At 59.8% G+C, this 24,634-nt stretch carries 24 protein-coding genes; 7 read left to right on the top strand and 17 right to left on the bottom strand.

Annotated features, from left to right (window positions below; translation table 11 throughout):
* Positions 1-52: 52 nt before the first annotated feature.
* Positions 53-961, top strand: coding sequence for a LysR family transcriptional regulator (locus QZR30_RS01155; protein ID WP_311902859.1), 909 nt, complete (start codon positions 53-55; stop codon positions 959-961).
* On the opposite strand, the gene QZR30_RS01150 is transcribed toward QZR30_RS01155, so the two are convergent.
* The 9 genes from QZR30_RS01150 to QZR30_RS01110 all read right to left on the bottom strand — a co-directional run bounded on the left by QZR30_RS01150 (position 958) and on the right by QZR30_RS01110 (position 8,655).
* Positions 958-1,443, bottom strand: coding sequence for a DoxX family protein (locus tag QZR30_RS01150; RefSeq protein WP_311902858.1), 486 nt, complete (start codon positions 1,441-1,443; stop codon positions 958-960). The genes QZR30_RS01155 and QZR30_RS01150 overlap by 4 nt on opposite strands.
* Positions 1,440-2,216, bottom strand: coding sequence for an HvfC/BufC N-terminal domain-containing protein (locus QZR30_RS01145; RefSeq protein WP_046071332.1), 777 nt, complete (start codon positions 2,214-2,216; stop codon positions 1,440-1,442). The genes QZR30_RS01150 and QZR30_RS01145 overlap by 4 nt, the downstream gene beginning before the upstream one ends.
* Entirely contained in the window at positions 2,213-3,091 is an 879-nt protein-coding gene (bufB, locus tag QZR30_RS01140) for an MNIO family bufferin maturase (protein ID WP_068966543.1), read from the bottom strand. The genes QZR30_RS01145 and bufB overlap by 4 nt, the downstream gene beginning before the upstream one ends.
* Positions 3,092-3,114: 23 nt before the next feature.
* Complete coding sequence (locus QZR30_RS01135) at positions 3,115-3,411, bottom strand: BufA1 family periplasmic bufferin-type metallophore (protein WP_046071334.1); 297 nt, start codon at positions 3,409-3,411, stop codon at positions 3,115-3,117.
* Positions 3,412-3,659: 248 nt separating this feature from the next.
* Positions 3,660-4,361: an ABC transporter ATP-binding protein gene (locus tag QZR30_RS01130; RefSeq protein WP_046071335.1), complete on the bottom strand. Its 702-nt coding sequence runs from the start codon at positions 4,359-4,361 to the stop codon at positions 3,660-3,662.
* 1 nt (position 4,362) lies between these two features.
* Positions 4,363-5,130, bottom strand: coding sequence for a high-affinity branched-chain amino acid ABC transporter ATP-binding protein LivG (livG, locus tag QZR30_RS01125; protein ID WP_046071336.1), 768 nt, complete (start codon positions 5,128-5,130; stop codon positions 4,363-4,365).
* Positions 5,127-6,380 carry a high-affinity branched-chain amino acid ABC transporter permease LivM gene (locus QZR30_RS01120; RefSeq protein WP_046071337.1) on the bottom strand — a complete coding sequence of 418 codons (1,254 nt, stop codon included), beginning with the start codon at positions 6,378-6,380 and terminating at the stop codon, positions 5,127-5,129. The genes livG and QZR30_RS01120 overlap by 4 nt, the downstream gene beginning before the upstream one ends.
* On the bottom strand, positions 6,377-7,300 hold the full coding sequence (gene livH, locus QZR30_RS01115; protein WP_003193535.1) for a high-affinity branched-chain amino acid ABC transporter permease LivH: 924 nt from the start codon (positions 7,298-7,300) through the stop codon (positions 6,377-6,379). The genes QZR30_RS01120 and livH overlap by 4 nt, the downstream gene beginning before the upstream one ends.
* Before the next feature lie 227 nt (positions 7,301-7,527).
* Positions 7,528-8,655 carry a branched-chain amino acid ABC transporter substrate-binding protein gene (locus QZR30_RS01110; RefSeq protein ID WP_046071338.1) on the bottom strand — a complete coding sequence of 376 codons (1,128 nt, stop codon included), beginning with the start codon at positions 8,653-8,655 and terminating at the stop codon, positions 7,528-7,530.
* A 341-nt stretch (positions 8,656-8,996) separates the two neighbouring features.
* Here QZR30_RS01110 and QZR30_RS01105 point away from each other — a divergent pair, with 341 nt between their 5' ends.
* Positions 8,997-9,299 carry a DUF2288 domain-containing protein gene (locus tag QZR30_RS01105; RefSeq protein ID WP_017530446.1) on the top strand — a complete coding sequence of 101 codons (303 nt, stop codon included), beginning with the start codon at positions 8,997-8,999 and terminating at the stop codon, positions 9,297-9,299.
* Between the two features lie 225 nt (positions 9,300-9,524).
* On the opposite strand, the gene QZR30_RS01100 is transcribed toward QZR30_RS01105, so the two are convergent.
* Positions 9,525-11,789 carry a putative bifunctional diguanylate cyclase/phosphodiesterase gene (locus QZR30_RS01100; RefSeq protein WP_311902857.1) on the bottom strand — a complete coding sequence of 755 codons (2,265 nt, stop codon included), beginning with the start codon at positions 11,787-11,789 and terminating at the stop codon, positions 9,525-9,527.
* Positions 11,790-11,927: 138 nt separating this feature from the next.
* Entirely contained in the window at positions 11,928-12,296 is a 369-nt protein-coding gene (locus tag QZR30_RS01095; protein WP_046071340.1) for a YkgJ family cysteine cluster protein, read from the bottom strand.
* A gap of 250 nt (positions 12,297-12,546) precedes the next feature.
* Here QZR30_RS01095 and QZR30_RS01090 point away from each other — a divergent pair, with 250 nt between their 5' ends.
* Positions 12,547-13,893 carry a spinster family MFS transporter gene (locus tag QZR30_RS01090; protein WP_046071341.1) on the top strand — a complete coding sequence of 449 codons (1,347 nt, stop codon included), beginning with the start codon at positions 12,547-12,549 and terminating at the stop codon, positions 13,891-13,893.
* A 556-nt stretch (positions 13,894-14,449) separates the two neighbouring features.
* Here the strand turns inward: QZR30_RS01090 and rapA are convergent.
* Positions 14,450-17,296, bottom strand: coding sequence for an RNA polymerase-associated protein RapA (rapA, locus tag QZR30_RS01085; RefSeq protein ID WP_311902856.1), 2,847 nt, complete (start codon positions 17,294-17,296; stop codon positions 14,450-14,452).
* Between the two features lie 219 nt (positions 17,297-17,515).
* Between rapA and QZR30_RS01080 the strand changes: the two genes are divergently transcribed.
* Entirely contained in the window at positions 17,516-17,857 is a 342-nt protein-coding gene (locus QZR30_RS01080) for a hypothetical protein (protein WP_046071343.1), read from the top strand.
* Here QZR30_RS01080 and QZR30_RS01075 read toward each other — a convergent pair.
* From QZR30_RS01075 to QZR30_RS01065, 3 genes are all read right to left on the bottom strand, one after another.
* Complete coding sequence (locus QZR30_RS01075; RefSeq protein WP_311902855.1) at positions 17,854-19,035, bottom strand: aminotransferase class V-fold PLP-dependent enzyme; 1,182 nt, start codon at positions 19,033-19,035, stop codon at positions 17,854-17,856. The genes QZR30_RS01080 and QZR30_RS01075 overlap by 4 nt on opposite strands.
* Positions 19,032-19,502 (bottom strand): RidA family protein, encoded by a 471-nt coding sequence (locus tag QZR30_RS01070; protein WP_046071345.1) that lies wholly within the window; start codon positions 19,500-19,502, stop codon positions 19,032-19,034. Before QZR30_RS01070 ends, QZR30_RS01075 begins: the two co-directional genes overlap by 4 nt.
* Positions 19,503-19,592: 90 nt before the next feature.
* Positions 19,593-20,465, bottom strand: a complete 873-nt coding sequence (locus tag QZR30_RS01065; protein WP_046071346.1) for a LysR substrate-binding domain-containing protein — start codon at positions 20,463-20,465, stop codon at positions 19,593-19,595.
* A 132-nt stretch (positions 20,466-20,597) separates the two neighbouring features.
* Between QZR30_RS01065 and QZR30_RS01060 the strand changes: the two genes are divergently transcribed.
* Entirely contained in the window at positions 20,598-20,759 is a 162-nt protein-coding gene (locus QZR30_RS01060) for a hypothetical protein (RefSeq protein WP_164484814.1), read from the top strand.
* Positions 20,760-20,902: 143 nt separating this feature from the next.
* A complete protein-coding gene (gene ccoM, locus QZR30_RS01055; RefSeq protein WP_017530457.1) occupies positions 20,903-21,019 on the top strand; it encodes a cytochrome c oxidase subunit CcoM in 117 nt (38 codons plus the stop codon).
* Between the two features lie 140 nt (positions 21,020-21,159).
* Here ccoM and QZR30_RS01050 read toward each other — a convergent pair whose 3' ends face one another.
* Both QZR30_RS01050 and QZR30_RS01045 read right to left on the bottom strand, forming a co-directional pair.
* Positions 21,160-22,635, bottom strand: a complete 1,476-nt coding sequence (locus tag QZR30_RS01050; protein ID WP_046071347.1) for an inorganic phosphate transporter — start codon at positions 22,633-22,635, stop codon at positions 21,160-21,162.
* Between the two features lie 332 nt (positions 22,636-22,967).
* Positions 22,968-23,168: a hypothetical protein gene (locus QZR30_RS01045; RefSeq protein WP_003189295.1), complete on the bottom strand. Its 201-nt coding sequence runs from the start codon at positions 23,166-23,168 to the stop codon at positions 22,968-22,970.
* 564 nt (positions 23,169-23,732) lie between these two features.
* On the opposite strand from QZR30_RS01045, the gene pcaR reads away from it, so the two are divergent.
* Complete coding sequence (gene pcaR, locus QZR30_RS01040) at positions 23,733-24,575, top strand: pca regulon transcriptional regulator PcaR (RefSeq protein WP_043049992.1); 843 nt, start codon at positions 23,733-23,735, stop codon at positions 24,573-24,575.
* The last annotated feature ends 59 nt before the right edge of the window (positions 24,576-24,634 follow it).

The raw sequence follows: 24,634 nt of genomic DNA, 5'->3' as shown, positions 1-24,634 counted from the left end.
AGCGGATAAACGCGCTAATAGGCAACCTTTGGTTTTCAAATGGAAACAATCCATGAGCGAAATGGATGATCTGGCGGCCTTCGCGGTGCTGATTGAAGCTGGCAGCTTTACCCTGGCCGCCGAGCAACTGGGTTGCAGTAAGGGGCAGCTGTCCAAGCGCATCAGCCAGTTGGAAGCACAGTTTGCCGTGGTGCTGTTGCACCGTACGACACGCAAACTGAGCCTCACCGCCGCCGGCGCGGCGTTGCTGCCTCAGGCACAAGCGCTGGTGGTGCAGGTGGAGCGCGCGCGCCAGGCATTGGCGCGGCTCAAAGATGATTTGACCGGCCCTGTGCGCATGACCGTTCCGGTCTCGTTGGGTGAGACCTTCTTTGATGGCTTATTACTGGAGTTCTCCAAACAATACCCGCAGGTCCAGGTCGAACTGGAGCTTAATAACAGTTACCGCGACTTGGCCCGGGATGGTTTTGACTTGGGCGTACGCTCGGGTGCCATCGAACATGAACGCCTGGTGGCCAAGCCTCTGCTGGCGTGGCGCGAGATGACCTGCGCCAGCCCGGCCTATCTGGAACAGCATGGCGAACCACTGACCCCGGCGGACCTGGCGACACACATCTGTTTGCTCAACAGTCACTACAGCGGACGCGAGGAATGGTTGTATCACCAGCAAAACGAATTGCTGCGGGTTCGGGTAAGCGGCACGTTTGCCTCCAACCACTACAACCTGCTGAAAAAAGCCGCGCTGGTGGGCGCCGGTATCGCGCGGCTGCCGTCCTACGTATTACCGAAGGAACTGGCCGAAGGCCGGTTACGCTGGCTCCTGCGCGACTATCAGACGCGCAGCATGCCGATGTACCTGGTGCACCCCTACCAGGGTGGCCTGCCGCGGCGTACCCAGGTATTGGCCGATTACCTGGTGGACTGGTTCAGGCGCAGCGGTGAGGCGTTGGATCGGCTTTAACGCAAGCGACGGGCAATCCAGTGGTCGATGGACAGGCTGCCCGGCCCCTTGGCGAGCAACAGCAACAGCAGCGCAATCCAGGTGCCGTGGGTCGGATAGGCATCAGGGTAGACGAACAACTGGATGGTCAAGGTCATGCCGATCAGGGCCAGGGCCGAGAAGCGCGTAGCCAATCCCAGCAGGATCAGCACCGGGAAAAAATGCTCGGCAAAGGTCGCCATATGCGCGGCCACTTCCGGCGCCAGCAACGGCACGTGGTACTCGCTGCGAAATAACCACAACGCCGACGCAGCAAGCTTGGGCTCGCCCCATTGGAATGTGCCGCTGACCAGATCGATGGCAAAGCCTTCGACTTTGGTTTGCCCGGATTTCCAGAACACTGCTGCAATGGAGAAGCGCGCAATAAACGCGATCAGGCTGTAGGGGATGTTTTCGAACAGGGCGACGGCCCGTTTCACCAGGCAGGGAGCGGGCGCGTTCATGGCGATACCTTTCTTTCCAGATGCAAATGAGTGATGGCGTCGTGGCTGATCAGCAGCTTGAGACATTGGTGCAGGTCGAATTCGGCCGAGGCTTCAAGCGCATTGGCAACGGCCGCCTCCAGCCCGGCGCCTTGCTTGAGGCGGTTGATAAAGATGACTGAGCCACTGTCGATGGCAAATACCTTGACCGCCAACCCTTGGCGCAAGACCAGAGCGCCCTGGGCATGCCAGGGGTTCAACGTGGCGATAGCGTCCTCGGTCTGGTGCGCGGCCCATACCGCGACGATTGCGTAGGGGGAGTTCAGCGTGGCGAGCGATGGGTGCAGTTGCACACGCAGGTGTCCGAGTTGCTCTGCGCCTTGCAGTTGTTGAAGAACGCTGGGCTGGTCCAACGCCTGGCGATCCGCCGCGTGATAGGCGCGAACCCGCAGGCGTTCCAATCGCGCTATATCTGCCAGGTAAGGCACGCTCGAAGCCGGCTCAAACCCTTGGATAAAGTCAGCCAAAGAGCTGCCGTATTCGCTGATCAACGGGGTAGTGGGCGGATAAGCCTGGACGTACAGGCCGGCCATGGCATGGAAAAACTCATCGCCTACCAATCGCCGCACCACCGGATAAGCGGCCGCCAGCCCATCGTTCAACGAGCTGTGAACGTTATTGCGATACACCGCGAAGCGGCTTGCCGGGTCGGCACCATTGCTGCTGAACACACCCTCGGGACAGACTGCGTCGGGCGCCAGCAAAGCCTGGGCAAATTCGTGTTGAATACTCATCTGGCCACCTGCGACAAATACCATTGGGCTTGCCGGGCCTCGGCCTGCAGCACGCTGAATGCCGGCACGTGATTATCCCGTTCGATCAAGGTGGCTACCGGGCCGGTCCGTGTCAGTACCTGTTCGTACAATTGCCACACGGCGTTATCGATAGGCGCGCCGTGGTCATCGATCAGCAGGCGGTCGCCCAGGCTGTCGGTGTCTTCGGCAAAGCCGGCCAGATGAATCTCACCGACTGCGCGCAATGGCAGGGCATTGATATAGGCAAGTGGGTCGCGCTGATGATTGATGCAGGAGACATAGACGTTGTTGATATCAAGTAGCAGGCCGCAACCGGTACGGCGGATGATCTCGCCGATGAAGTCGGTTTCGTCCAGGGTGGAGCGCTGGAACTGCAGGTAGGTCGAGGGGTTCTCCAACAGCATCGGCCGCTTGAGTGTGCTTTGTACCTGATCGACGTGGTCGCATACCCGGCTCAGGGTGCTGGCGTCGTAGGCCAGGGGCAGCAAGTCGTTGAGAAACACCGGGCCGTGGCTGGACCAGGCCAGATGTTCGGAAAAAGACTGGGGTTGATAGCGTTCGATCAGCGTGACCAGGCGTGCCAGGTGCTCATGGTCCAGTGGACCTTCGCCGCCGATGGACAGGCCCACGCCGTGCAGTGACAGTGGGTACTGCGCGCGGATCAAGCCCAGGTAGTGATGAAACGGGCCGCCGGCCACCATGTAGTTTTCGGCGTGCACTTCGAAAAAACCGATGTCGGGGCAGGTCTCGAGCACCTGGGTAAAATGCTCGGTCTTCAGCCCCAGCCCGGCCCGCAAGGGCAGGCCAGGCGCCTGAGCCAGTGAGATCGTGTAGTCGGGTGTTGGCGTCATCATCAGTACTCAGGCTTGCGGGGGGATCAGGACTTGGCGGTGAAGGCGGCTTCCTGGCCGAAACCGGTCGGCGAGGTGGTGCTTGGGGTCTGGGTGCAGGTGCCGGCGGGCACCAGTTTCCACGCGTTGGCCTGGTCTTTGGTTTTGGAGGTGCCAGCGCAGGAAGTGCCAGCGCCCGCGGCGCAATCGTTCTTGCCGGCTTCAGCCACGCCGAAGCATTTCTGCATCTCGTCGGCCGCATGAGCGGTGGTGGTCAGGGCGGACAGGCTCAGGGCCGAGCCCAGGGCCAGGATGAGGGAGGCGGCAGACAGTTTGGTGGTCATGGGTATAACTCCAGCAGTGGGTTGAATTAGCGGGCTTGATTGCCTGCTTGCACCACTAGAGAGAGGGGGGGTGAGTTCGTTACAAAGAGTTCGAAAATAATTCGAGAATCTTTCGGTTCACACAAAAAATGTGGGAGGGGGCTTGCCCCGATAGCGGTGGTTCAGTCACAAGATGCGGTGACTATCAGCCTGCCATCGGGGGCAAGCCCCCTCCCACATTTAGATCCGGTTTACTCAGTTACCGGGTCTTAGCCGCCGAGGTACGCCTCCCGCACCTTCGGGTCCGTCAGCAGTTGCTCGCCAGTCCCCTGCATGACCACCCGACCGTTTTCCAGCACATAGGCACGGTCAGCAATTTTCAGCGCCTGGTTGGCGTTCTGCTCCACCAGGAACACCGTTACACCATCCTTGCGCAGCTGTTCGATGATGTCGAAGATCTGCTGGATGATGATCGGTGCCAGTCCCAGGGACGGTTCGTCCAACAGAAGCAGCTTGGGCTTGCTCATCAGCGCCCGGCCGATGGCGAGCATTTGCTGCTCGCCGCCGGACATGGTGCCGCCGCGCTGGCTGAAGCGTTCCTTGAGGCGCGGGAACAGGTGCAGCACCTTGTCCATTTGCTCCTGGTAGTCGCCCTTGTCGGTGAAGAACCCACCCATGGCCAGGTTCTCTTCCACGGTCAGGCGCGAGAACACCCGACGACCCTCCGGTACCACGGCAATGCTCTTGCGCATGATCTCGGCGGAGTGCTTGCCCACCAGTTCCTCACCCATGTAACGGATGCTGCCGCCGTGGGCCTGGGGCGAACCGCACAGGGTCATCAGCAGGGTCGATTTGCCGGCGCCGTTGGCGCCGATCAGGGTGACGATCTCACCCTGGCGCACTTCGACATTGACGTCGTGCAGGGCCTGGATCTTGCCGTAGAACGTGGAAACGTTTTCGAACTGCAGCATTTTACGCTTCCCCCAGATAGGCTTTGATCACTTCAGGATTGTCGCGGATCTGCTCCGGCGTGCCGTCGGCCAGCGGCGTGCCCTGGTTGATCACCACAATATGGTCGGAAATGCTCATGACCAGTTTCATGTCGTGTTCAATCAACAGCACCGTGGCGTCGTTCTCCTCACGCAGCACGCTGATCAGCGCCTTGAGGTCTTCGGTTTCCTTGGGGTTCAGGCCGGCGGCGGGTTCGTCGAGCATGAGGATCCGCGGGCGCGTCATCATGCAACGAGCGATTTCCAGGCGACGCTGCTGACCATAGGCCAGGGTGCCGGCCGGGCGGTTGGCAAATTCCGTCAGGTTGACCTTGTCCAGCCAGTACGCCGCGTACTCCATGGCCTCGCGCTCGCTCTTGCGGAACGCCGGGGTCTTGAACAGGCCTGCGAAGAAGTTGGTGTTCAAATGGCGGTGCTGGGCGATCAACAGGTTCTCGACTGCGGTCATGTCCTTGAACAACCGCACGTTCTGGAAGGTACGCACCACGCCCTTGCGAGCGATCTCGTGACCCGCCAGGCCCTGGATCGGTTGGCCGTCCAGCAGGATGCTGCCGCCGCTCGGCTTGTAGAAGCCGGTGAGGCAGTTGAACACTGTGGTCTTGCCGGCGCCGTTGGGGCCGATCAGTGCTACAACCTGTTTCTCTTTCACGGTCAGGGCTACACCGTTGACCGCCAGCAAGCCGCCGAAGCGCATGCTCAAGTTTTCTACTTTCAGGATCTCGCGGCTCATTTGCGCAGCTCCATATGTGGACGTTGCATGGGCAGCAGGCCCTGAGGGCGCCAGATCATCATCAGCACCATCAAGGCGCCGAACATCAACATGCGGTATTCGCTGAACTCACGCATCATTTCCGGCAGCAGGATCATCACGATCGCCGCCAGGATCACGCCCAGTTGCGAGCCCATGCCACCGAGCACCACGATGGCGAGAATGATCGCCGACTCGATAAACGTGAACGACTCCGGGGTCACCAGGCCCTGGCGCGCGGCGAAGAAGCTGCCGGCGAAACCGGCGAACGCGGCGCCTAGGGTGAACGCGGAAAGCTTGATGATGGTCGGGTTCAGGCCCAGGGCACGACAGGCGATTTCATCTTCGCGCAACGCTTCCCAGGCGCGGCCGATGGGCATGCGCAGCAAGCGGTTGATCACGAACAGTGCCGCCAGCGCCAGCAACAGCGCCACCAGGTACAGGAACACCACTTTGCTGACCGGGTTGTAGGCAATCCCGAAGTATTCGTGGAAGGTCTGCATGCCTTCGGCTGCGGTACGGTCGAACGACAGCCCGAAGAACGTCGGCTTGGGGATGCTGCTGATGCCGTTGGGGCCACCGGTGATGTCGGTGAGGTTACGCAGGAACAGACGGATGATTTCACCAAAGCCCAGGGTCACGATCGCCAGGTAGTCACCGCGCAGGCGCAGCACCGGGAAGCCCAGCAGGAAGCCGAACGTCGCCGCCGCCATACCGGCCAGTGGCAGGCAGATCCAGAAGCTCCAGCCCAGGTAGTGCGAGAGCAGCGCGTAGGTATAGGCACCCACGGCGTAGAAGCCCACATAACCAAGGTCAAGCAGGCCGGCCAGGCCCACCACGATGTTCAGGCCCAGGCCCAGCAGCACGTAGATCAGGATCAGCGTGGCAATGTCGACCGCACCGCGGGAACCGAAGAACGGCCAGATCAGCGCAGCGATAATCAGGCCGATGATGATGTAGCGCTGGGTACGCGGCAGGGTCAGGAATTGGCTGACCTTGGGCGACACCAGCGGGCCACGATTGCCCTTGAACAAGGCACCGACCTGCTGGGTGAACAGCACGCGCAGGAACATCAGCACCGAGCACAGGGCGATGACGGCCAAGGTCACGGGACCGGTGCCATGCACTTCCAGGTTGATGCCGACAATGCTCAGCTTGAGGCCGAGTACCGGAAAGGCCACGGCCCATACCAGCAAGGCGCTGAAAAACGCCGATTTAAGATATCTGCTCATACTTTCTCAACCTCCGGACGGCCCAGGATGCCGGTCGGACGGAACAACAGCACCAGAACCAACAGGCCGAACGCCACGACGTCCTTGTACTGGTCACCGAAGATATCGGCGCCAAAGGCTTCGGCCACACCCAGCACCAGCCCGCCGAGCATCGCGCCCGGAATGCTGCCGATGCCGCCCAATACCGCTGCGGTAAAGGCCTTCAGGCCCACCAGGAAACCGGCGTTGGGGTTGATCACGCCGTATTGCATGCTCAGCAACACGGCCGCCACGGCCGCCAGTGCGGCACCAATGACGAAGGTCAAGGCGATGATGTTGTTGGTGTTGATGCCCAGCAGGTTGGCCATCTTGATGTCTTCGGCGCAGGCCCGGCAGGCGCGCCCCAGACGGGAGCGGGAGATGAACAGGGTCAGGCCCAGCATGGCCACCAGGGTGACGACGAAGACCAGGATCTGCATGTACGAAATCAGCACTTCTTGTGCGCCACCTGGGCCGAAGGAGATGCTCCCCGGGATCAGGTTGGGAATGGACTTGTCCTTGGAGTCCTGGGACAGCAATACGGTGTTCTGCAGGAAAATCGACATGCCGATGGCGGAAATCAGCGGGATCAAACGGTTGCTGCCACGCAAGGGACGATAGGCAACCCGTTCGATACTGTAGCCATAGGCACTGGTCACGATGATCGACGCCAGGAACGCAGCGGTCATCAACAGCGGCAGGGAGTGAATCCCCATCATGGCCAGCCCGGCGAGGGCGATGAAGGCCACGTAGGAACCAATCATGTACACCTCGCCATGGGCGAAGTTGATCATTCCAATGATGCCGTAAACCATTGTGTAGCCAATGGCTATCAAGGCATAGGTGCTGCCAATGGTCAGGCCATTAACCAGCTGTTGGAAAAAATGATAGATCTCAGGCATTACAGCGCTCCTAAAAACCCGATACGCATTTCACTGGTGGAGTCATTTCCGGCTGGGTGCCCTGTTCTGTGAGCAGGTTGCACAAAGCGTTTGCCAGCGAACCGCTGGTGACGGTTTTAAGATTTTCAGGTGAGCCAGCGCCCGGATCGCGGGTGACATGGCCCATAAACCTCGTAAAACAAAGCCCACTGCTTGCACAGTGGGCTTGTTGACCAGTAACGCCTGGCTTACTGAGGGGAAACTTCGGTTTTTGGTTTACCGAAGTGCCATTCGTAGACCACGAATTTGAAGTCTTTCAGGTCGCCCTTGGCGTCAAAGCTCAGATCGCCGGTAGGGGTCTTGAAGGTGCCCGCGTGGATGGCCTCGGCCACCTTGGCGGTGTCTTCGCTCTTGGCCGCCTTGATGCCGCCAGCGATGACTTCAATGGCCGAGTAGGCCGGGAACACGAACGGACCGGTTGGGTCCTGCTTGTTCTTGGCGAACTCTTCGACGATGGCTTTGTTGGCAGGGTCGGTGTCGAAGGACTTCGGCAGGGTCACCAGCAGGCCTTCGGAAGCGCCCTGGGCGATTTGCGAGATGGAGTCGTTGCCGACGCCTTCAGGGCCCATGAACTTGGCGTTCAGGCCTTTTTCCTTGGCTTGGCGCAGAATCAGGCCAAGCTCAGGGTGGTAGCCGCCGTAGTAGACGAAGTCGACATTGGCTTGCTTGAGTTTCTGGATGATCGAGGAGAAGTCCTTGTCACCGGCGTTCAGGCCTTCGAAGACGGCAACCTTGGTGCCTTTCTCTTCAAGGGTTTTCTTCACGGCGCTGGCGATGCCTTCACCGTATTGCTGTTTGTCGTGCAGCACGGCAACGATCTTCGGCTTCACGTGGTCGGCGATGTAGTTGCCGGCCGCTGGGCCTTGCGCGCTGTCGAGGCCGATGGTGCGGAAGATCAGCTTGTAGCCACGGGAGGTGATTTCCGGGCTGGTGGCGGCTGGGGTAATCATGATGACGCCTTCGTCTTCATAAATGTCCGACGCTGGCTGAGTGGAGCTGGAGCAGAGGTGACCGACTACGAACTTGACGCCGTCGTTGACCACTTTGTTGGCGACGGCCACGGCTTGTTTCGGATCGCAGGCGTCGTCGTATTCCTTGGCTTCAAGCATTTTGCCATCGACGCCGCCCTTGGCGTTGATGTCGGCGATTGCCTGCTTGGCACCCATGAATTGCATGTCACCGTATTGCGTCACCGGACCGGTCTTGGGACCGGCGATGCCGATCTTGATGGTGTCGGCTGCGAACGAATGGCCGGCAACCCCAGCCAGGACCATAGCGGCAAACAGTTTGGAAATCTGCTTAGTAGCCTTATTCATAGTGCTCCACTCTTACTGTTGTATTTTTTATAGTTCTAGCGGCCTTGTGAGCTGCAGAACCGGATCAGATATCGCGGATATCCCCCCGGCATTGCCCTGGCAACTGTACCGGTACAGTGTAGAGCGCCGGTTGATCGCTTGAAAAGCTGGCAGCTGGGGGCATACCACTGCTATGTCGCTTAAATGAAAGAAAAAGACAGAATTGCGGCGGGTTCTTATCAGCCTTCAAGGCATTCCTTGGCTTTCCTGGCACTTTCAATCGCTACCTCATTTGCTACTGGGTTTTTCTACCTGGGTTACGAGGCTATGATTGCGCCGATTTTTTATTCAGGTGAACTCCCATGACGCAAGAACCTAGCACCCTCTATGCCAAGCTGCTCGGTGAAACCGCCGAAATTTCCTGGAAGGAGCTCGAGCCGTTCTTTGCCAAGGGTGCCCTATTGTGGGTCGACGCCGGCCTGGATCTGATCGAAGCGGCCGAGGGAATGGCCGAAGACAACCGTGACAAAGTCGCCGCCTGGCTGGCCGCGGGGAGCCTTGGCGAAGTGTCTGCAACGCGGGCATTGGACTTGGTGGAGCGTGATCCGAGCCTGTGGGCGGTGGTGGTGTCGCCTTGGATTCTGATCCAGGAAAGGGCAGCTTAAGAATTGCCTGCACGAAAAAGGTGCGTCTTTTTAACCCCTGCAAGTGTGTAGCGGAGTAACCGCCTAGCCGGTGATGGCACCTTGCCGTAGAGAAAGGTCACAGCCGAGGGTGACGTAAACGTCACGGGAACAGTTGATACCGAGGGGAAAGCGGGGATGAATTGTTTCCGGGTGTGCCAGGGCGCTGGAGTTCAGCGACTGGACTGTCCATTCGAACGCTCGATCTCAGCGAATTGGCCTGACGATAGAAGGCGGGCCGATGCGCGCCGGCGCAGGGTCGTTCGGCGGTGGGGTGTCCGTGGCGCCTTCCACGCTGAATGGGTAAAGCGGGTTGCGCAGCGCAATGCCTTGGATCAAGCCGATGATCTCGTTGAAGGGCACCGCCGGGCTGAGCAGGTAGCCCTGGATATAGTCGCAGCCATGTCTGAGTAGCAGCTCGAATTGCTCCTGGGTTTCCACGCCTTCTGTGACCACCTGCAAGTGCAGGGTGTGGGCCATGCCGATAATCGCCTGGACGATTTCGCTGTCGGCTCTGGACCTTGGTATGTCCTGGATAAACGAGCGGTCGATTTTCAAGGTGTTGAGCGGCAAGCGCTTGAGGTAGGCCAGGGATGAATAGCCAGTGCCGAAATCGTCGATCGCCAGGGAGACGCCCAACGCACGGATTTGCCGCAACAGCGCCAGGGTGCTGCTGATATTTCCCATCAGTGCATTTTCGGTGACTTCCAGTTCCAGACGGTTGGCAGCCACAGCGGCAAAGCGCAGGGCGGCTTCGATTTCATCGGCCAACTCGTCCCGGGCCAGGTTCAGCGCCGAGCAGTTCACCGCCATGGTCAGTTCGGTGTAGCCTCGGTCAGACAGCAGGCTCAGATCATGACAGGCCTGGCGCAGTACCCAGTGATCAAGCTCCGCGATCAGCCCGTTATTCTCGGCGATGCCGATAAAGCGGTCCGGTGCCAGTAGCCCGTGCTGCGGATGCTGCCAGCGCACCAGGGCTTCCAGGCGCGTGACCTTGGCGAGCTTCATGTCGAAGATCGGTTGATAGAACAGCACCAACCCACTGCGTGCGCGCAGGGCAGCGCGCAGCTCTTCTTCCAACTGCAGTTCGAGGAACGCGCGGGTTTTCAGGTTGGAGCTGAAGAAGTGCAGGCTGTTGCGCCCTGCATCCTTGGATTGATAAAGCGCCAGGTCGGCGGTTTTCAACAGTTCTTCGCAGGTCTGGCCGTCGTCGGGGAACAGGCTGATGCCGATGCTGGTGGTCATCACCATGCGTCGGCCGGCCAGTTCGATGGGTTCTTTCATTTTCTGCATGATGCGCAGGGCCATATGCCGTGCTTCGTCGCGGTGATGAATATTGATCAGGATGCAGAACTCATCGCCACCAAATCGTGCGACGACATCCTCATGGCTGCGTACCGAGCTTTTGATATACCCGGCCAATACGGTGAGCAACTGGTCGCCAGCATCGTGCCCAAGGCTGTCATTAATGCGCTTGAAGTGATCTATATCGAGGAAGATCACCGCCATCATCCCTTTGTTTCGCGTTTTTTCTACGACTTTTTCCGCGAAAATCTGATTGAACCCGCGGCGGTTGAGCAGATTGGTCAATGCATCGAAGTGGGCCACCTGTTGCAGCGAGGCGCGAGCCTGGTCCAGTTCGCTGAGCAGCGCGTTGACCCGGCGCAGGTCATGCTCCTTGTGTTGCAGTTTTTTATCCGCCAGGGCTGCGCTGATACTGCTGCCGATCACCAGCAAAGTAATCACCGCCACCGACAGGCCCAGTTGAATCGGGTTGTTATCTACCGGCAGCGACAGGTCCGCATCATTGAGTACCAGCATTTGCATGGCGGCCATGCCTGTGAAATGCATGCTCAGGATTCCGGCGCCCAGCACCAGGCTGGCGGCGTATTTGAGCAATTGATGAAAGACCCCGGCACCGTTACGCAGGTAACTGGACAGCAGCAACGCCGCCAGGCTGGCACCGATGGCAATCGCCACCGACGCCATGAACAGTCGCGATTCAACGTACACCTGGGCCTGGGAGCGCATGGCCGCCATGCCCACGTAGTGCATCAGTGCGATGCCCAGGCCCATCCACACTGAGGCCAGCAGGTATTGGTGGGGCCGCACGTGGGCATGACTGAGGGTTTGCATGGCCAATAGCGCAGCGATCAGGGCGATCAGCAGGGAAGCGAAGGTCGTGAGAAGTTCGTAGTGAATGGCGACAGGGGCCTGGAAGGCCAGCATGCTGATGAAGTGGGTCGACCAGATCCCGCCCGCCAGGCAACCCGCTCCCAGCCAGCACCAATGACGGCGGGCGGTGGGGTTTTCGACATGGCCGACGCGTTCGGCCATGTCTAGCGTACCGAAACCCGCTGCGCAGGCGACCAGGTAGGCGAGCAGCACCAGAAAGGGGTTATGACTGCAATTGAGTAATAAATGCCCGCTGTCTGGAAGGTCGGTAAAAAAATGCTGACCCAGCCATTCCATAGCTTATCCCATCTTGGAGCCACGTCACTGCCAGAGGCGATGACCTATGAAGTCGAGTATAGAAGCCTCGTGGCATTTGCCATGAATAATGGCACTTTGATTTCAATGATTTTGGCATGCGACACATAGCGTTTGGTGCTAAGCACTGATGGGCAATTCCAGTTCGAAGTGTTGCTCCTCAAGGGGGGGCAGGCCGAACGCGGCGCGCGCCGCATCGCAGTCGACATTTTGCACCCCCTGGCTCCAGGAAGAATCGAACTCGCGGCATACGCTGGAACGCTGTTCATAGATCGAGCAACTGGTTGCCTGCCCAACCTCACCTTCAAGGCTGCAACACCGCGCGGGCTTCTGGTCGGTACCGATCATCGCCACTCGGCTGGGGTTGATCTGCACCACCAGGTCATCGGGCACCGTACCCCCGGATGAGGCGCACTCACCCCAAAAGAAAGACACACGAAAGTGTGAACAGCAGGCACCGCAATTCAGACACGGACTGGCTTCGGACATGGGCGTCATCAATAAGAAGGTAAGAGGAGGGTGCTACGGAAGGCTCGCCATTCTATCCGTGCCAAGGCCATTGGGAAGGGGGGCAAGCACTTATATTTTTGTGGGTGAAATCCCGCGTTATCGGGTGAAATCATGCCCTATCAGCTTTACGAATCATTACAGACAACCGCTGCCAGCCTGATTATGTTGCAGGTACCGGGCAGGATGCGTCGGGCATCGCAGCTCTCATAACAATAAAAGAGACGGACCCATGCAGAACTCGACCCAAGCGGCGAATGCCTGGCGCATTCTGTTCCTGCTGTTCCTCGCCAACCTGTTCAATTTCTTTGATCGCACCATCCCCGCGATCATCATCGAGCCCATTCGCATGGAATGGCACCTGAGCGACTTCCAGCTCGGGATCATCGGCACCGCCTTTACCATTGTCTACGCCATCGCCGGGCTGCCGCTCGGGCGCCTGGCCGATACTGGCTCACGCAGCAAATTGATGGGCTGGGGCCTGTTCGCCTGGAGCGGGCTGACGGCAGTCAACGGCTTGGTCGGCAGTTTCTGGAGCTTCCTGCTGGTGCGCATGGGCATTGGTATTGGCGAGGCCAGCTATGCGCCGGCTGCCAACTCGCTGATTGGCGACCTGTTTCCCGCCCACCGCCGTGCGCGAGCCATGGGCATTTTCATGCTCGGTCTGCCGTTGGGCCTGTTGCTGGCGTTCTTTACCATCGGCTGGATGGTCAAGGCTTTCGACAGCTGGCGTGCGCCGTTCTTTATCGCGGCGGTGCCGGGGCTGATCCTGGCGGTGTTCATGTTCTATATAAAAGAACCCAAGCGCGGCGCGGCGGAAACCGTGCAAGTCTCCCAGGAGCGCGTCGACCGCCCGATCCGTCGCGTGCTGGCAGTGCCGACCTTTCTCTGGCTGGTGCTCGCCGGGCTGTGCTTTAACTTTGCTACGTATGCGTGCAACTCGTTCCTGGTGCCGATGCTGCAACGGTATTTTCTGATGCCATTGCAGGATGCGGCTGTCGCGACGGGTGTGATTGTCGGTTTGACCGGCCTGGTGGGCTTGACCCTGGGCGGCTGGATTGCCGACAAGATTCATCAGCGGATCGCCAATGGCCGTCTCCTGTTTGCCGCGTGCAGCTTGATTATCTCCACGGTGACTACCGCCTGGGCCTTGCATGCCGGACGTATAGAAATTGGCGTGTTTGTCGCGCTGTTCAGTGTGGGCTGGTTGTTTGCCTACAACTTCTACACCTGCGTTTATACGGCGATCCAGGATGTGGTCGAACCGCGCCTGCGCGCTACGGCAATGGCGCTGTTCTTTGCCGGTTTGTATTTGCTCGGCGGCGGGATGGGACCGATTGTGGTGGGCGGGCTGTCTGATCACTTTGCCCATTCGGCAATGTACGCGGCGGGAGCGGAGCAGATGACTGAGGCTTATAAAGCCGTGGGGTTGCATGATGCCATGTACCTGATTCCGGTGGCGCTGTTCTTGACCATGCTGTTTTTGTTCCAGGCGTCACGTAGTTTTGTGCGCGATGCCAAGCGCATGAAGGATGGGCTGAGTGGGGTTCAAGTGCCGGCTTCTGCGGTAACGGCATGAGACCGAGGTGACCCTATCGGGGCATGGGTATCTACACATCTTTGATGTAGCGACCGCCGGTAACCACGATGCGCAGCGAGCCGCTTTTGATCTTGATCTGCTTTTGATCTCAGGCGCCCCGTTAAACCACGCTGGCCGGAATTCGACAGGGATTTGGGGGGTAAACCGGCAGGGATGCCGGTTTAGCCGCCCCGCGCCATGGATGGCGCGTGGCGGCGGCCCCCCAAATCAATGTCGGATTACGGGCACACCGAGCTTGGGCGAGGTGCCGAGTGGTGGGGCAAGAGCGTTTGGGTTACTTTTGCGCTTTTCAAAAGTGACCCGCTGTAAAAGCGGAACCAATAGTGGTCGTTACCGAAGCAATGGATATGTACGCGGTCTGATCCAACATTCTGGTCGGCTGTCAGGCCGCCATCGGGGGCAAGCCCCCTCCCACATTTGACCGAGTTGTCTGAACCCTACTCGGTCAGTGTGGGACAGGGCTTGGCCCCGATGAGGCCCTCAAGACCAATAAAAAGGCCCGCACTAAGCGGGCCTCCTAATTGGCAGCGAATGATCAGCCGGCCACCAACACCCGAATCGCTTCCAATCGCAGCGCCGCCTTATCGAGCATGCCCAAGCCTTGCTCGCGTTGATTGCGCAAGGCAACCAGCTCGCTGTCACGCACGGTAGGGTTGACCGCTTGCAGTGCGGTCAGGCGCGCCAGTTCTTCGTCGGTGTCCGCCGCCAGGCGGCGCTTGGCCTCGGCCACACGCTCGGCGTGGCGCGGCGCGATCTTCTCTTCACCGGCGTTGATGCGCGGTGTGAGCTGGTCGCGCTGGGCCTGTACGAACTTGTTGGCGCTGGCCCGTGGCACGCTTTCCAACTGGTCGTTCAAGGTCACAAACGACACGCGACCCGAGAGGTCGTTGCCATTGGCATCCAGCAGGCAGCGCAGGGCGGCCGGTGGCAGGTAGCGGCCCAGTTGCAGCGAGCGCGGCGCCACCACTTCGCTGACGTAGAGCAGTTCCAGCAACACAGTGCCCGGTTTGAGCGCCTTGTTCTTGATCAACGCCACGGCGGTGTTGCCCATTGAGCCGGACAGTACCAGGTCCATGCCGCCTTGCACCATTGGGTGTTCCCAAGTGATGAACTGCATGTCTTCGCGCGACAGTGCCTGGTTGCGGTCGTAGGTGATGGTCACACCCTCGTCGTCACCCAGGGGGAAGCTGGCGTCGAGCATTTTTTCGCTGGGCTTCAAGATCAGCGCGTTTTCCGAATGGTCCTCGCTGTCGATGCCGAAGGCGTCGAACAGGGTTTCCATATAGATCGGCAGGGCGAACTGGTCGTCTTGCTCGAGGATGTCTTCGACCAGCGCATCGCCTTCACCGGCGCCGCCGGAGTTGAGTTCCAGCAAGCGGTCACGACCGGTGTGCAGCTCCTGCTCCAGGCGTTCGCGCTCGGCACGGGCTTCGTCGATCAGGGCTTGCCACTCGCCGTCGTCGGCAGCTTCCAGCAATGGCAGCAGGCGCGGGCCGAACTGATGCTGCAAGGCGTTGCCGGTCGGGCAGGTATTGAGGAAGGCGTTGAGCGCTTCGTGGTACCACTGGAACAGGCGCTGTTGCGGGCTGGTTTCCAGGTACGGTACGTGCAGTTCGATCACGTGTTTCTGGCCGATCCGGTCCAGACGGCCAATACGCTGTTCCAGCAGGTCGGGGTGGGACGGCAGGTCGAACAGCACCAGGTGATGGGAGAACTGGAAGTTGCGGCCTTCACTGCCGATTTCCGAACAGATCAGCACCTGGGCACCGAACTCTTCATCGGCGAAGTAGGCGGCGGCGCGGTCACGCTCGAGGATGTTCATGCCCTCGTGGAACACCGTGGCCGGGATGCCGGAGCGCACGCGCAGGGCGTCTTCCAGGTCCATGGCGGTTTCGGCGTGGGCGCAGATCACCAGGACCTTGGTGCGCTTGAGCATTTTCAGTTGGTCGATCAGCCACTCGACCCGTGGGTCGAAGCGCCACCAGCGGTTTTCTTCCTCGATGTCCGGTTGCGCCTGGAAGCTGACTTCCGGGTACAGCTCGGCGTGTTCGCCCAAAGGCAATTCGAGGTATTCGTCCGGGTTCGGCAGCGGGTAGGCGTGCAGCTTGCGCTCGGGGAAGCCCTGCACTGCGGCACGGGTGTTGCGGAACAGCACGCGGCCGGTGCCGTGACGGTCAAGCAGTTCACGCACCAGGCGGGCGCTGGCTTCGCTGTCGCCATCGTTGACGGCGGTGAGCAGGGCTTCGCCTTCGTTACCGAGGAAACCCTGGATAGTCTTGTGCGCGGCCGGTGACAGGCGGCCCTTGTCCAGCAGTTCCTGCACGGCCTCGGCAACCGGGCGATAGTTCTCGCTCTCGGCGCGGAAGGCTTGCAGGTCGTGGAAACGGTTTGGGTCGAGCAGGCGCAGCCGCGCAAAGTGGCTGTCCTGGCCGAGTTGTTCCGGGGTGGCGGTCAGCAGCAGGACGCCGGGAATGACCTCGGCAAGCTGCTCGACCAGGCTGTATTCGGCGCTGGCCTTGTCTTCATGCCACACCAGGTGGTGGGCTTCGTCGACCACCAGCAAATCCCAGCCGGCCGCAAACAGCGCGTCCTGGGCCTTCTCGTCATCCACCAGCCATTCCAGCGCAACGAGTGCAAGCTGGGTGTCTTCGAACGGGTTGGTGGCATCGCTTTCGATAAAGCGCTCTTCATCGAACAGCGCGACCTGCAGGTTGAAGCGGCGGCGCATTTCCACCAGCCACTGGTGCTGCAGGTTTTCCGGGACCAGGATCAGCACGCGGCTGGCACGGCCCGAGAGCAGTTGGCGATGGATCACCAGGCCAGCTTCGATGGTCTTGCCCAGGCCCACTTCGTCAGCCAGCAAGACTCGTGGCGCGATACGGTCAGCGACTTCACGGGCGATGTGCAGTTGGTGCGCAATAGGTTGCGCGCGTACGCCACCCAGGCCCCACAATGATGATTGCAGTTGGCGGCTGGTGTGTTCCAAGGTGTGATAGCGCAGCGAGAACCAGGCCAGCGGGTCGATCTGCCCGGCGAATAGACGGTCGCTGGCCAGGCGGAACTGGATAAAGTTGGACAGTTGGGTTTCCGGCAGGGTGACCTGCTCGTTCTGCCCGTTGAGGCCGTGGTAGACCAGCAGGCCATCGACGTCGTCGACTTCCTGTACGGTCATTTTCCAGCCTTCGAAATGGGTGATGGTGTCACCCGGCGAAAACCTCACGCGAGTGAGGGGCGCATTCCGTAGCGCATACTGGCGGGTGTCGCCAGTGGCCGGATAGAGCACGGTCAACAAGCGCCCGTCCTGTGCCAGAACGGTGCCTAACCCCAGCTCTGCTTCGCTGTCACTAATCCAGCGTTGCCCCGGTTGATACTGCTGCGCCATGCTGCCTGACTCCCGCCGTGAAAAAGCCGACTATCTTAACGGAACAAGCCCCTGCGCCCAAGGACTCTGACAAAAACTACGCTGTTTGTGAGGTGCGCCGGGAGTTGAATCGACGGGTGGCGGGCACTTGCGAGTGTCGACTGGGTCACAGCTTGGCACGCCGGTGCTCAAGTCGCCTTGCCATCCGCCGACAGCCTGTTGATCAGGAGAATAACTATCATGCTTCCACCCATGCTGCCCGTCAGTGTTGTGCCGGTCACGTCGCAACTCGATCCGGCACGCCAGAAGCCGGATATTCCGCCGGTGGTCCCCGTTCAACCGGGCTCCAACGAGAGCACCATCGACCTGAAGAAGGGCGATGCCGAGCAATCGACCTTTCTGCTGCGCGAAGAACAACGTCGCCAGCAAGAGCAACAGAAGCGCCAGCGTGAAGCCGACGATGAGGCGCAGCAGCACCTGCCCATTCCCGGCGACCTGCTCAACGCTGACAACACTGTTCCCGTGGCGCCGCTGATCGAAGATGCGCCGCGCCAGGGCCTGTGGGTGGATATCGAGGTTTAATCGATCAGTTCAACCAGGGCCGTCATCAGCCGCTCGATGTCAACATCGGTGTTGAGCGGGCTGACGGATATTCGTGCAATGCTTGCCAGCCCGCGTGCTTGCATATCCAGCGGCGTGTAGGCGATACCATTGGCGCCGATGTTGATGCGCTTCAATCCCAGGCGCCGCTTGAGTTCAAAGCTATCCCAGCCAGCCAGGTTGAAAGCGATCAAACCTGAATGCGTGGTGCCCAAGTCGTGCAGGGTAATCTGCGGTAGCTGACGCAGTGCTTCGCGGATTCGTGTGCTGGTCTGCGAGACCCTCTCCCACACCCGCTCGATCCCCCATCGATTGATCTCTTGCAACGCATTGCCCAAGCCTGCCAGCAAGGCGAAGGACACTTCGCTGGTTTCGAAACGCCGGGCGTCGTTGCGCAAGTCGAAGCCCTCGGCAGTCCAGGGCGCTGAAAACACGTCGCGCTGGACGGGGTTCAGGTGCTGGAGAAAATCAGGCCGTATATAGAGCAATGCGGTACCGCGAGGCCCGCGCAGGTGTTTGCGACCAGCGGACTTGAGCACGTCGCACTGCAACGCTTGCACATCCACTGGCACCTGGCCGACGGCTTGGCCGGCGTCGATAAAGTAGGGGATGGCATGCCGCCGGGCTACCGCGCCGATGGCCTGGGCCGGGTTGATCAGGCCACTGTTGGCCGGTAGCCAGGTAAGGTCGATCAGCTTCACATGGGCGTCGAGCATTGCCTCAAGTGCCACCGGGCAGACCGCGCCGGCGGCGTCACAGGGGATCACCTCCACCTGTGCACCCGCTTGCACGGCCAGCGCCATGCTCGCCAGGTTGCCGCCCCATTCATGGCGGCCCACCAGGATGCGGTCGCCCGGCTGCCAAGGCCCCAACGCTTGGAACGCCATGCTCCAGGCCGTGGAGCCACTGCTGGTGAAGGCAATCGACGACGCCGGCGCATTGAGCAACTGTCCGGCGGCGCGGCGGGCTTTTTCCACCAGCACGGCGCCCCGTTCGCCAGCCTCCATCGGGCCGTCGCGGGCCTCACAATGCAACTGCTCGATGATGGCGTCCAGTGTCGCCTGGCTGGGCAAGGACGCTCCTGCGTGGTTGAAATGCACGATGCCCGACTGACAGCCGGGCGTGGTGTCGCGCAATTGCTGGATGTCCAGCGCGCTCACGGTTGCAGCTCGAAAATGGCATCCACCTCGACGGCGACGCCGGCAGGCAAACTGCAGACGCCTATGGCGGTGCGCACATGTCGGCCCTTATCGCCCAGGGCATTGACCAGCAGGTTCGAGGCGCCATTGGCGACCACGCTCTGGTGCTGGAATTCGGCAGTGCTGGCGATGAATACGCCCAGGCGCAGGGTACGCGTTACACGCGACAGGTCGTCCCCCAGCGCATCGCTCAATTGCCCCAGCAGGCCCAGCGCCGCCAGTTCCGCCGCGTGGGTGCCTTGTTCATCGCTGAGGGAATCGCCCAGGCGCCCGATGTAGGCCGGTTTACCATCGACCAGGGGAATTTGTCCGGAGATAAACAGTTGGTGTTGGCTGATGACATGGCTGATGTAGTTGGCCGCCGGCTGGCTGGGCGTTGGCAGTATCAGGCCGAGGGCGTGTACGCGTTGGCGGATGGAATCGGTCATGGTGAAGCCTCCAGGTTCAGGAGGTTTGAGCATGTCGATTGACGCGATGGCCGACAAACGGATAGATCTCAATCGACGTATCGAAAAAACTCACGCGTTTGCGCAGGTTTGCTTGAGCCACTGGCTGAAACACTCGGCCGCTTGGCTGAGCGGGCCTTGGGGTGCGATCAGCCAATAGCCGATTTCACTGTGATAGGGCGGCCAGTCAAACGCCTGGACCAGGCTGCCTTCCTGGAGTCTGCGCTCGATCAGGCGATGGCGGCCCATGGCGATACCCTGGCCGGCCACGGTGGCTTCGACCACAATGTTGTAGTCATGCAGCATGACGCGGGGGTAGGGGCTGAGGTCGACCCGGTAATGGGCAGACCAGTCCGTCCATTCGAAAGGGCGGTGCGAAGTTGCCATCAACAAGGCGCCATGGGGCATCTGCCTGGCCTTGAAACCCGGGCTGCACACCGGGGACAGGATTTCGGGCATCAGGCGTGTGGCTTGCACGTCGGGCCAGTCGCCCTTGCCGTAACGGATGGCCAGGTCAACCTCGGCCGTGGCGACGTTGGCCAGTTGGATCGCGGGCAGCAACTCTACCTGAATGTGCGGGTAGCGCTGCAGAAAGTCGGCCAGGCGCGGTGCCAGCCATAGCGTGGCGAACGACGCCAGCACGCCGATGCGCAGTACGCCGGCGCTGGGGGCCACCCGTTGGCTGCGAGTTGCCGCGCCGATGGCTTCCAGGGCCGGGCGGATTTGATCGTAGTAGTGTTGCCCGTCCAATGTCAGATCAATCGCACGGGTACGCCGGATAAACAGCGGCTTGCCCAAATGCTGTTCGAGCTTGTGCACCTGATGGCTCAGCGCGCTTTGGGTCACCGACAACTCGTCCGCCGCCTTGATAAAGCTCAAGTGCCGCGCCACGGCTTCGAAGGCGCGCAGGGCCAGCAGCGGTGGAAGGTCGTTGTGCAAGGCCACCTGGATGCGCCTCCTGGGTCGAGTGGAAGTGCCGATTTTGGGCGATGCCCTGCATTTTGTCGCCCGCTGATTTGCCGTCGGACGGGGCAGGCCGCATTATTGGGGTATTCCCGCCACGACGTAAGCCAAGCCATGAGTGATGACGACAAGCTGATTGACCTGAATGCCGAACGCGCCAAGCGTGTACACGACCTCAATGACAAACGCTTGAATGAAGTGCGCCAAGCCTTTGAACAAGCCATGCCCTTGGGAAAAACCAAGAAGAAGTCGAAAAACAAACCGAAAAAGCGTTGAAACAGCCTGCATCCATTGATGCAGGTCAGTTATTACCCTTCTTTACGCCCTCTTATGGGCGACATTGATCCTGATCAATTTCCCACTGCGCCTTCTCCATTAACTTAGCCCTATCGCAACAGGGCAAGTGCAGGAGGCCGGTCATGTTTATCGATAATGTGGTTTTTGCCGGAGTGCTGACTGTAAGCCTCATGGTGCTGTTTTTTGTAGGGTTTGGATTTTTTATCTGGAAAGACGCGAACAAGCGTAAAAAACCTTAGGTTTTTCCGGATTACATGGGCACGCAAGGCATTTTGGGCGACTTCGGTCGCCCTTTTTTTTGCTCTGCTTTTCTCTAACCGCGAATATAAAAAAAGGTGCGACCCTCGCGGATCGCACCTTTTTTATGGCCGGCTGGCTATCAGTTGCCCAATGCCTTGGACGCCAACCAGAACAACCCGGCCGACAGGCCCACGGTCGCCGGCAGGGTCAATATCCAGGCCATCAAGATGGTCTTGACGGTGCCGCCTTGCAGGCCGCTCTTGTTGGCGACCATGGTGCCCGCGACGCCTGAAGACAGCACGTGGGTGGTGGACACCGGCAGAGCGAAGATATTGGCGAAGCCGATCATGGTGGCGGTGGTGATCTGGGCCGACATGCCCTGGGCATAGGTCATGCCCTGCTTGCCGATCTTCTCGCCGATAGTCAGTACCACGCGCTTCCAGCCCACCATGGTGCCCAGGCCCAGGGCGAGTGCGACCGCAAGGATCACCCAGAACGGGGCGTACTCGGTGGTGGCGGTCAGGTCTTTGCGCAGCTTGTCGAGGTCGGACTTCTCACGGGAATCCAGGCCTGGCAGCTTGCCGACTTTCTTCGCGGTGTCGTCCAGGCAGAGCAGGTAGCGACGTACTTCAATGCGGTGGTCGGCAGTCAGCGAGTGGTAGTCCGAAACGCCTTTCAAGGTGCCCAGCAGCGCGTTGATCGTCGGTTCGGTCTGCTGCGGGTTGCAGCGGAACTTGCCCGGCAGGTCATCCTTCACGCTTTTGCCCAGGGCCAGGAACTCGCCCAGGGTCTCGTGGTTGCGCTGGTAGAACTGGTTCAGGTGCAGGGTCGCGTCGCGGGTACGCTCGATCTGGTAGGTTGTGCTGCCCAGGTCAAGGACGAACTGCGCCGGCACGATACCGATCAGCACCAGCATGATCAGGCCGATACCTTTCTGGCCGTCGTTGGAGCCGTGTACGAAGCTGACGGCCATGGCCGAAATCACCAGGACCAGGCGGTTCCAGAACGGCGGGTGTTTCTTGTCGTCTAGCTTGCGGCGCTGGTCCGGAGTCTTGTGCATCTTCGACAGCGGGCGCCACCACTTCAGGCCGATCAGCACCAGGGCTGCGACCAGAAAGCCGGCCATCGGCGAGAACACCAGGGACGCGCCGATATCCACGGCTTTCTGCCAGTTCACACCGTCAGCCAGGGGGATGTCGTTGATCAGGGCATTGGCCAGGCCGACACCGAGGATCGAGCCGATCAGGGTGTGGGAGCTGGAGGCGGGGATACCAAAGTACCAAGTGCCCAGGTTCCAGGTGATCGCCGCAGCCAATAAAGAGAAGACCATCGCCAAGCCATGGCCGGTGTTCACATTGATCAGCAACTCCACCGGCAGCAAATGCACGATGGCGTAAGCGACACCGACACCACCGAGCAATACGCCGAGGAAATTGAACACCCCGGAGAAGAACACGGCAAGGTGTGGCGGCATGGCTTTGGTATAGATGACTGTGGCCACCGCGTTAGCGGTGTCATGAAAGCCATTGATGAACTCGAAGGCGAGGACAAAGGCCAGGGCGAGCAACAGGCTCACTAGAACCCAAGCATCCAGTCCGCTGAATAAATCGATCATGAAGGTTTTCTGACCCGGTCGTAAGGGGGCGCGATTATGCCAGAAAACATCGGTAATCGATGCATTAGCTGCTCATCGGTAACAATCTTCATTGAAAAACCGGCGCCAGGATGGACGCATCCCAGGGTTTTCGGGGCTTTGGCAAGTCTTTGATTTATAAAGCTCAGGCCGGAAAAGACCGGCGTTGGTCATGAAAATGTCATGCCTGAAACATTTGTATGAAATTTCGTTGGCGGCCGTAGGTTACTGACCAGCGGGCGGTGCGCCATGGAGCCCTCTGCCAGTGGTGGACCGGCAGAGACAGCAGACCCTGGAAGCTCGAACGCAAGTGCTTATGGCTCTTCAGTCTTGAGTTCCTGTTCTATCTTTTGGATTTCCTGGGCAAAGGCTTGGTCGAGCAGGCTGGCTCGCTTGCGCCATGGCTTGCGTTCTGGCTCAGGTTGCGCGGCGTAGGTGGTGACTTCCCCGCCGTAGACGTCCTTGTAACGTTGCTCCTGGCGCTCAAGTTCCGCGCGCAGTTCATCTTTCGTCACAGTGTTACCTAATTGAGTTAAGTTTATTGATTGCGCAGCGTCATGCCTGAAAGTCGTCCTCGGATGGTTTCAGGTTGAACAGTCGAACTGTTCAACTTGGAATGCAGACCTGAGGGCAGTTCTTTTAAGCGGGTATTGTGACCGTCGCTGCATACATCCCGCAGCGCCTGGCGAGCTCCAATTCCGATAGTGATACCGGGCTGACCTCTGCACAGGTTGCATTATAGCGGCGCATTTGAATAACACTATCACTACGAAGTTAAAAAGCGTCAACGTTGTGTGAGGGTTTTATTACATGCGGGCGCCAGTATTTGTGAACGCCGTCATCCTAATGTCTACGTTCATTCTAAAGGGCAGGGTAAACGGCCACATTTTTTGGATTTATCAGGCAAATCTGAAACGTTGACCACAGGGGGGCGCGCCAGTGCGGGTCAAATTGCGATAATCGCATGATTGTCCGATAATCGCCCAATGTTGCCGGCGCTGTCTTGTGCATCGCGTCCGGCACGGCTTGTAATGGCGGCCAACCCTCCCGTGGTGAAAACAAGAGAAAGGACCCCTGAAATGAACGATCAATTGCGCAACTCCTTTGCATCAGTGGCGCCGCCGATCGTGGCATCACCGGCCAAGCGCATCCAGGCCTTCACCGGTGATCCGGATTTCATGACCTCCCTGGCCCGTGGCCTGGCCGTGGTGCAGGCGTTCCAGGAACGCAAGCGGCACCTGACCATCGCCCAGATCAGCCATCGCACCGAAATCCCCCGCGCCGCCGTGCGTCGTTGCCTGCATACCCTGATCAAGCTTGGCTACGCCACCACCGATGGGCGCACCTACTCGTTGTTGCCTAAAGTGCTGACCCTTGGTCACGCCTATCTGTCGTCCACACCGTTGGCCGTGTCGGCCCAACCCTATCTGGACCGCATGAGCGAGCAGCTGCATGAAGCCTGCAACATGGCCACCCTCGAGGGCGATGACATCCTCTATATCGCCCGTTCGGCCACCACCCAGCGGCTGATCTCCGTTGATTTGTCTGTGGGTGGGCGGCTGCCGGCGTATTGCACGTCCATGGGGCGGATTTTGCTGGCCGCTCTCGACGATGCTTCGTTGCAGGACTATCTCCAGCATGCCGACCTGCAAACCAAGACCAGCCGTACCTTGACCACGCCTGAAGCCCTGTTCGAATGCCTGCAACAGGTCCGTCAGCAAGGCTGGTGCATTGTCGACCAGGAACTGGAGCAGGGCCTGCGTTCTATTGCGGTACCGGTGTATGACGCGTCTGGCCAGGTACTGGCCGCGCTCAATGTCAGCACCCATGCCGGACGGGTCAGCCGCAGTGAGTTGGAGCAGCGCTTTTTGCCGAGCATGCTCAGCGCCAGCCGCGAGTTGAGTGCGCAGTTGTTTGCCTAAGCTGTTCGGTGACCGCACAGATCCCGGTTGGCTCGATTGACGGTGTTTCCCCTGGCTTA

Source organism: Pseudomonas sp. rhizo25 (assembly GCF_031931935.1).
Taxonomy (GTDB): Bacteria; Pseudomonadota; Gammaproteobacteria; order Pseudomonadales; family Pseudomonadaceae; genus Aquipseudomonas; species Aquipseudomonas synxantha.
This window is presented reverse-complemented; position numbering and strand designations above follow the sequence as displayed.

What these genes read in the sequence shown, in the direction of transcription:
- QZR30_RS01155 (WP_311902859.1), top strand. Translation starts at nt 53, where the DNA reads ATGAGCGAAATGGATGATCTGGCGGCCTTCGCGGTGCTGATTGAAGCT.
- QZR30_RS01150 (WP_311902858.1), bottom strand. Translation starts at nt 1,443, where the DNA reads ATGAACGCGCCCGCTCCCTGCCTGGTGAAACGGGCCGTCGCCCTGTTC.
- QZR30_RS01145 (WP_046071332.1), bottom strand. Translation starts at nt 2,216, where the DNA reads ATGAGTATTCAACACGAATTTGCCCAGGCTTTGCTGGCGCCCGACGCA.
- bufB (WP_068966543.1), bottom strand. Translation starts at nt 3,091, where the DNA reads ATGATGACGCCAACACCCGACTACACGATCTCACTGGCTCAGGCGCCT.
- QZR30_RS01135 (WP_046071334.1), bottom strand. Translation starts at nt 3,411, where the DNA reads ATGACCACCAAACTGTCTGCCGCCTCCCTCATCCTGGCCCTGGGCTCG.
- QZR30_RS01130 (WP_046071335.1), bottom strand. Translation starts at nt 4,361, where the DNA reads ATGCTGCAGTTCGAAAACGTTTCCACGTTCTACGGCAAGATCCAGGCC.
- livG (WP_046071336.1), bottom strand. Translation starts at nt 5,130, where the DNA reads ATGAGCCGCGAGATCCTGAAAGTAGAAAACTTGAGCATGCGCTTCGGC.
- QZR30_RS01120 (WP_046071337.1), bottom strand. Translation starts at nt 6,380, where the DNA reads ATGAGCAGATATCTTAAATCGGCGTTTTTCAGCGCCTTGCTGGTATGG.
- livH (WP_003193535.1), bottom strand. Translation starts at nt 7,300, where the DNA reads ATGCCTGAGATCTATCATTTTTTCCAACAGCTGGTTAATGGCCTGACC.
- QZR30_RS01110 (WP_046071338.1), bottom strand. Translation starts at nt 8,655, where the DNA reads ATGAATAAGGCTACTAAGCAGATTTCCAAACTGTTTGCCGCTATGGTC.
- QZR30_RS01105 (WP_017530446.1), top strand. Translation starts at nt 8,997, where the DNA reads ATGACGCAAGAACCTAGCACCCTCTATGCCAAGCTGCTCGGTGAAACC.
- QZR30_RS01100 (WP_311902857.1), bottom strand. Translation starts at nt 11,789, where the DNA reads ATGGAATGGCTGGGTCAGCATTTTTTTACCGACCTTCCAGACAGCGGG.
- QZR30_RS01095 (WP_046071340.1), bottom strand. Translation starts at nt 12,296, where the DNA reads ATGTCCGAAGCCAGTCCGTGTCTGAATTGCGGTGCCTGCTGTTCACAC.
- QZR30_RS01090 (WP_046071341.1), top strand. Translation starts at nt 12,547, where the DNA reads ATGCAGAACTCGACCCAAGCGGCGAATGCCTGGCGCATTCTGTTCCTG.
- rapA (WP_311902856.1), bottom strand. Translation starts at nt 17,296, where the DNA reads ATGGCGCAGCAGTATCAACCGGGGCAACGCTGGATTAGTGACAGCGAA.
- QZR30_RS01080 (WP_046071343.1), top strand. Translation starts at nt 17,516, where the DNA reads ATGCTTCCACCCATGCTGCCCGTCAGTGTTGTGCCGGTCACGTCGCAA.
- QZR30_RS01070 (WP_046071345.1), bottom strand. Translation starts at nt 19,502, where the DNA reads ATGACCGATTCCATCCGCCAACGCGTACACGCCCTCGGCCTGATACTG.
- QZR30_RS01060 (WP_164484814.1), top strand. Translation starts at nt 20,598, where the DNA reads ATGAGTGATGACGACAAGCTGATTGACCTGAATGCCGAACGCGCCAAG.
- ccoM (WP_017530457.1), top strand. Translation starts at nt 20,903, where the DNA reads ATGTTTATCGATAATGTGGTTTTTGCCGGAGTGCTGACTGTAAGCCTC.
- QZR30_RS01050 (WP_046071347.1), bottom strand. Translation starts at nt 22,635, where the DNA reads ATGATCGATTTATTCAGCGGACTGGATGCTTGGGTTCTAGTGAGCCTG.
- pcaR (WP_043049992.1), top strand. Translation starts at nt 23,733, where the DNA reads ATGAACGATCAATTGCGCAACTCCTTTGCATCAGTGGCGCCGCCGATC.